5 protein-coding genes and 1 pseudogene are annotated in these 7108 nt (G+C 49.9%); 1 reads left to right on the forward strand and 5 read right to left on the reverse strand.

Going from position 1 to position 7108, the window contains the following annotated elements:
* Window positions 1–15: 15 nt before the first annotated feature.
* The 5 genes from V7D78_RS06000 to V7D78_RS06020 form a co-directional block, all read right to left on the reverse strand.
* A complete protein-coding gene (locus tag V7D78_RS06000) occupies window positions 16–2628 on the reverse strand; it encodes a hypothetical protein (protein ID WP_333607529.1) in 2613 nt (870 codons plus the stop codon).
* A gap of 299 nt (window positions 2629–2927) precedes the next feature.
* On the reverse strand, window positions 2928–3971 hold the full coding sequence (gene recA / locus V7D78_RS06005; protein WP_333607530.1) for a recombinase RecA: 1044 nt from the start codon (window positions 3969–3971) through the stop codon (window positions 2928–2930).
* 53 nt (window positions 3972–4024) lie between these two features.
* Entirely contained in the window at window positions 4025–4525 is a 501-nt protein-coding gene (locus V7D78_RS06010) for a CinA family protein (protein ID WP_333607531.1), read from the reverse strand.
* A 105-nt stretch (window positions 4526–4630) separates the two neighbouring features.
* A complete protein-coding gene (locus V7D78_RS06015; protein WP_333607532.1) occupies window positions 4631–5551 on the reverse strand; it encodes a nucleotidyl transferase AbiEii/AbiGii toxin family protein in 921 nt (306 codons plus the stop codon).
* Window positions 5548–6285: a type IV toxin-antitoxin system AbiEi family antitoxin domain-containing protein gene (locus V7D78_RS06020; protein WP_333607533.1), complete on the reverse strand. Its 738-nt coding sequence runs from the start codon at window positions 6283–6285 to the stop codon at window positions 5548–5550. Before V7D78_RS06020 ends, V7D78_RS06015 begins: the two co-directional genes overlap by 4 nt.
* Before the next feature lie 185 nt (window positions 6286–6470).
* Between V7D78_RS06020 and V7D78_RS06025 the strand changes: the two are divergent.
* Window positions 6471–7108, forward strand: a pseudogene (locus V7D78_RS06025) (DNA mismatch repair protein MutS); the annotation flags it as partial.

A 7108-nucleotide genomic window follows, 5' to 3' on the forward strand; every position in this document is an offset into this window, starting at 1 on the left:
CCTTACCAATACGTATCATGGCATGGGCACTGCAAAAGGAGAGTTATAATACTGAGCACCTAAATCCAGCCAGGCAGCAATAACACGCAATTCAGCGGCACTCAGATAGCCCTGATGGCTGCCTGTCGCAGAAAATTGCCGGAAAAAACGCTGACTGTTATTGGCACTGCCCACCCGCATACTGGCAGGTACGGTAACTGTCACCATCACAGGTATGGGTTGGCCATCTTCATCAACAATTAAATCACCATTGCTATCACGTAAAAATACCGGTTGGCCATTGGCGTCCAATGCCTGCACCAGCCGATCTACCAGTACGCCACCAATCAGTTCCTGCTCATTGTCATTGCTCAGTAATTCGCGAAAACTGGTTATCTGCTGCGCTTGCAGATCGGATGGCTGACTGGTCAATTCAAGCTGGCCCGCCGGTACTTGTGCATTACTGGCCGCATCGGTGCGGCTATGACAAGCAATACAGGTGCGATCGGCCAGCACCTCATTAGTCACCTCATCTATCACTACCCGGGCTAACTCCCATAGCGGCTGTATATGTGTCGGATAATCAATGCGCAACCTGCAGCTGGCTTGCCATTCGTTATAGCATTCAGCCCCCGCAGGTAAGGCTGTTTCTAATTGCTGGTAGCTAAGGGTAAGGGGCGCTTCTGGCTCAGCCTGAGCCGGGTTGGTCCACCAATCGACAATTTCTAATGCTTCACTCAGTGCCGGCATGCCAACTAAACGCGCTAGAGTCTGGGCCATGGTTTCGCCTGCCAGCGGCGGTAAAGCGGGGTTGGCATTCGGATAGGACGTCGCATCCTGTGCCGGGCCCGGGTTGATACTGGGCCATTCACCCGCTAAGCGACCATGTGGCCGGGTATTGGCTGCCGTATGGCAGCCATGGCAAGTCACGGTTTCACCGGGTCGCAAGGTAATCCACTGCTGATGTTGCGGCGATACCGCGACACCTTGTGCATTGAGTAAGCTCAGCGCCAGCGGTACATTGGCAGGCACTCTTACCATGACGGAACCGTCAGGTTGCACCGCGGTATAGCCAACCACTTCACGCATCAACTGCCTGCGGTTTATGCCAAAAGCAAAGTTGGGTACATCCAGCACTTCTTCAGGCGGTATCGGCACACCTCGAAGTAAGCGCAGATAATGCACCGGTCTGTCCGCCCGCTGACTTTGCGTGGGGTCGGCTAAACGGGCAATACCCAGTGGATCAGTCCCCGATATATCATAAACACTGCGTATATGCAGCACAGCTTGCTGTGCTTCGGCTAACTCAAGATCCAATTGGTCGCTCACAGCTAAAAATGCCGGGCGCGGGAAGGGTTGCGCTACTCTTGGCTCTGTCAGTAACCAGCCCTCTTCGGCTAACCTTACCGGCACCTGCGTATCGGCAACCGGATCTAACAGCCATAAACCATATAAAGGCGGGGCCGCTTCTGCCTCTGTTAAATCAGTAAGCTGGGCACAGCTGATAGGCCCCTGCGCGGACTGAACACGACAAGGTGACCAACTGATCAAAAAACGGCCGCTATTATCTTGCAACGGTTGATACTGATGCAGATAACCAGCGCGGTTTAATTCGTCACTATTATTGTAGTCACGGCTGAACAATGACTGTTGCGCCGGCACATTTAGCACTTCTTCAAATAACGGCTGATTATTATCACTGGCCAGCGCCAGCTCAATACGTTGCGGCCAGCTCTGATAATAGCGGGCATTGTTTTGCGCCAGAGCGATTGAAAGACCACCATCTTCCAGCACCACAGCCTTGGCAAACTCGACCCGGCTGTTATTGGTGCCAGTAAGGTGTGAATGCCAGCCATAGACCAGCTGATGCTCACTGCCGTCAGGTCTTAGCTGGTACCAGTTAAGCATAGAGCGATCGCTCTGGTTATCCCAACGGCTATATAAAATGTGACCATCTGGCAAGACTACCGGATAAAGATCATGACTAAGATTAAAGGTCAGCTGCTCAATATCAGTACCATCAGCATTCATCAGATGCAAGTTAAAGGTGGGGCCGGATAAGTCTTCATCCAGTGCAGTGTATTGGGGTTTAAATTCATCTAACAGAATTTGCCGGCTTTGTTGCTGCCGGGTCGAGCTAAACACAATTCGGCCGTCGGCTAAAAAAGCTGGCGCAATATCCTGCCCTTGCTCAGCCAGTTGCGGATCAGCAATTAATGGCGATAATTCAGCGGTGTCCAACTGATAACGCCACAGGCTCCAGCTAGGCTGCTCCAGCTCAGACAACGCCGGGTCGGCCTGTGGTCTTAGCGCAAACAGCAGGGTCAAACCATCGGGCGACAGGGCTAAATCTTTTACATCATAGGCTTGCTCAGCACTAAACAATGACGAGAGTAAATCGCGCTCTGGCGAATCCGCAAAGGCATTTTGTTTGAGTATCAGGCGGGCGCCTGGCTGAAAAGCTGCAGGCTCAAACCAATCTTGTTGAAAGGGTGTCTCATCGGCATTCAGTAAAGGTCTGGCGACAAAAAATAACGGGTACTCTTGGGCAACCGGATCCGGCACCTCAGATTGCACGCTGATATCTGCTTTACAAGCCAGTAATGCAATACTCAATAAGGTTATGGCCAGTAACTTCAATCTATACATGTTATTAAGTACCTGCTACTGCAACAACTTATCCGATGCGGGTGTGAACGAAAGGTAATATCATTTTAGCTTACCGTTACCGCTAAAACAGGGCAAGCTAAAAAAATTGCCGCAAAGTTGGTTCACATCGCTTCATCCGGTTATTGAATAGCCGTGGTTAGGAATGTTGATTTTTTTCTGTTTAAATTCATATAGCTAATATTGGCTATCCTAAAAATAATCAACCCAGCTAACAAGCTGGGTTGATTAAAAAAAAGTGTTATCTGTTTGTACTAATGCACAGGACTAGTACAAGAGTATTAGTCCTGTAATTCAGCCACTTCATCTGCGGCATCGGTTACCATCGACTCACCTGGTTTCAATAGCAAACGGCTGCGCAATTCTTTTTCAATTTCATCAGCGACAGCCGGGTTATCCAGTAAAAATTTAATGGCATTGGCTTTACCCTGGCCAATCTTATTGCCCTGATAGGCATACCAGGCACCGGCTTTATCTACCAGACCTTGCGCTACACCTAAATCGACCAGTTCGCCTTGCTTATTAATACCGGCACCATACTGAATAATAAATTCTGCTTGTTTAAAGGGCGGTGCCACCTTGTTTTTAACCACTTTTACGCGGGTTTCGTTACCGGTGATTTCATCACCCTCTTTTACCGAGCCAATGCGCCGGATATCTAAGCGTACTGACGCATAGAATTTCAGGGCATTACCACCAGTAGTCGTTTCCGGGTTACCGAACATTACGCCTATTTTCATGCGGATCTGGTTGATAAAGATACACAGCGTATTAGAACGTTTGATATTAGCGGTCAGCTTACGCAGTGCCTGCGACATTAAGCGTGCCTGTAAACCCATGTGGCTGTCACCCATGTCGCCTTCAATTTCGGCTTTAGGGGTCAGTGCGGCGACCGAGTCGACAACCACCACATCTACCGCCGCAGAGCGCACCAGCATGTCACAAATTTCCAGCGCCTGCTCACCGGTATCCGGCTGTGATACCAGTAATTCATCGACCTTAACGCCGAGTTTTTTGGCATATACCGGGTCAAGAGCATGCTCGGCATCAATAAAAGCACAGGTTTTACCGGCTTTTTGTGCTTCGGCAATCACTTGCAAGGTTAGCGTGGTTTTACCTGATGATTCAGGGCCGTAAATTTCAACAATACGACCATAAGGCAAGCCGCCTATGCCAAGCGCGATATCCAGGCCCAGTGAACCGGTTGATACTGCGGCAATATCCAGCGCCGTGCTATCGCCTAAGCGCATAATAGAACCTTTACCAAACTGGCGCTCAATTTGAGTCAGGGCGGCGCTGAGGGCTTTTTGCTTATTGTCGTCCATTTGAAACTCCGGAAAATGCTGCGAATAAATACACTGTATGCTCGTACAGTAGTCTAGTTTGTATAGGCTGTCAATAATAAGATACTTTGCCGCAGTGCATAATCGATTGACTGCTGACGCACCTGCTGGCGATCGCCCTCAAAATGCAAGCGGTTACTGCTCAGCACCCCCTTTACCGCAAAGCCAAAACACACAGTACCAACCGGTTTCGCCGCACTGCCGCCCCCCGGGCCGGCAACACCGGACACTGCAATGGCCAGCTCAGCTTTGGCATGAGTGGCCGCGCCGCTGGCCATTTCCAGCACGGTTTCTTCGCTGACCGCGCCAAACTGTAATAAGGTGGCACTGCGAACGCCCAGCAACTGCTGCTTGGCTTTATTGCTGTAGGTCACCACGCTGCGGTCCAGATAGGCTGAACTGCCGGCAATAGCGGTTAAATGATAGGCAATGCCACCACCGGTACAAGATTCTGCAGTGGTGACAGACCATTTTTTCCGTAATAATAGCTGACCAAGTTCAGTCGCCAGTTGCCAGGTGTCTGTTACCATTGTCATAGCTTATCCAACACAGGATGATTTTTCGTATTATGCCGTCAGACCAGAAACCGGAGCAAGCCTTAAGCGCGCACACTGCTGCGGTGACGACAATTTTATAAATGCTTAGCTAACGCCATAAAGTAACATTGTCAGTACATCTACCTGCTTGGCAAATTTCTTCGCATTGCTCTTTTTTAACTGTGTCAGGTTGTGCAGTTTCCAGCGAATGCCAGGCAGATGTTCAAGGTGAGCAATACCCAGCAACGCCCATTCGGGTTTACCGGCCACCAGCGATAGTAGAAACTGCCGCTCGTTGTCGTCCAACCCAGCCTGAAGTACCTTAATCATCCGTTCACGGGTTATAAGCAATGTCTCAAGCGATACGGCATCTTTCGTCATGCCCACGAAGTTATGTTGGTAATCATGGCTAATGTTCTTTAACTGTGGAAACAATACTTCATGCACCGGACGATTGTGGCAAGCCAGATAGACGACAAAAGCTCGCCGAATATCTGGTGTAATGCCTTCATTTTCGAAAAGCTGCATCACGTCAAACAAGTCACGAGGATGCTGGCGATCCAGCGCAGCAACTAACTTGCCTCCGTATACATCTGCCAAGGAAACCACCGGTATCTCCAGGTCAGCCATCAGTACATCACGGGCTACAGGCATCAAGGATGCCTGCCGCACCGACTGAACCGTGCCTCGTAACACAAAATTAGCCTCGATCTTAACTTCAATTCGGTCACGACGTACCAATAGTTTAGTTTCACCAGCGGCGGCTGGCGGTACATGTACCTCAAAGCCACGCTTTTTGAGCCGTTCGCTCGCTTGTAAAATTGCGTCGTTAATGCCAACCAGTGCCTGTTCCCGCGGCAATGTATGATCACGAAAAACCAGATCAAGATCGACCGATAAACGAGGCATATCACGTATAAAAAGATTGATCGCAGTACCGCCCTTTAATGCGAAGGTATCATCCACGAAAACCAGAGGCGCAATCTGCGTTAACAAGCGGGCAGTATCAAGATAGACAGAATTCATGACTTAAGTACCAGAATGCCATCGGCTGAGCGGGACACCCAATTTTGATCACTACCTGTTGGTAAGGTAGCGGGATCGAGCTTTTTCGCCCAAGGCAGCGAACTTTCCCGTCCGAGCTGCAAACATAGGCGCACCGTCTTAATACTCTTGCAATGTTGCAATAGTTCGCGCAGTACATCGGCACGCAAATTATAGGTACTATCAACCAGATCACGAGCTTCCTGCAACGACTGGCGTACACCGACTTCGCTTAACAGCTCTAGCAGCGCCCGTTCCGGTGCAGAGACCTGTGGCGATCCAATGCGTTTTTCAAAGGACGTAACATGCATCAAGGCTTCTGGCTGTTCTTCAAATAAACGCTTGCGCCGGTAGTTAGCTGTAAAACGCTCAGTAAACCACTCCGGTAATTGGCCTGCAGTCCAGCCATACAAGTGCAGCAACGGTTGCTGCGAAAGGTACTGACGCAAGCCGTACCAATCAAGCGCAGATTTACCTCCTACATGCAGCCCCGGGAATTTGCGTTGCAGGAGTAACAAACTGGGATGAAGAGCTAAGGTATCATTTGGTCGGCAGTACACCCCTCGTGCTATGCGCTTTAGCCAGCCAGCCCGTACATAGTGAACGGCAAGATCAGCAGAAATACCCAGCGCCGCCAGATCTTCCGATGCCAAAGGCGCTCCCGGCAGCAAACGTGTATAGAGCAGATTTAATTTGTTTAGATTAGTCGTATCCATACTACGATTATTGCAACTTATCTAAATATGTCAATTTAGATTTATTGAAATAATCGTAGCCAAACTACGACAATGACAACTTTTCTAAATATTCTTGCTTGTGTCTGACGATGACACGCCTTGGCTGACTTCTGTTATAATCCCCTGCTTTATCAACGCTAACCGTCGCGGATAAGAACATCTGTATGAATACAATCAAGAACCTGGATTCTCACACCCCGATGATGCAGCAATATCTGGGGTTAAAAAGTCAACACCCTGACATTTTGCTGTTTTATCGGATGGGTGATTTTTATGAGCTGTTTTTTGATGATGCAAAAAAAGCCGCGGCACTGTTAGATATTTCACTGACCAAACGTGGCCAGAGTGCCGGTGAGCCAATTCCTATGGCCGGCGTGCCCTATCATGCGATAGAAGGTTATCTGGCGCGCTTAGTAGCCTTGGGTGAATCGGTGGCTATTTGCGAGCAAATTGGCGATCCGGCCACCAGTAAAGGCCCGGTAGAGCGCAAAGTGGTGCGTATTGTCACCCCCGGCACTGTTACCGATGACGCCCTGCTCAATGAGCGGCAGGACAATTTACTGTGCGCCCTGTACGAGCAACGCGGTCAGTATGGGCTGGCCCAGCTCGATCTCAGTGCCGGCCGTTTTTTAATTAATCAGGTGGCCAATAGCAGCGATCTGGCCGCGCTATTGCAGCATTTAAACCCGGCGGAGTTGCTGTACTCCGAACTATGCAGTCAGCCCGAGTCGTGTCAGCAACGCCAAGGGGCACGCCGCCGCCCGGAATGGGAATTTGAACTGGCTACCGCTAAACGGTTGTT

The organism is Arsukibacterium sp., from assembly GCF_036735525.1.
Lineage (GTDB): Bacteria > Pseudomonadota > Gammaproteobacteria > Enterobacterales > Alteromonadaceae > Alishewanella.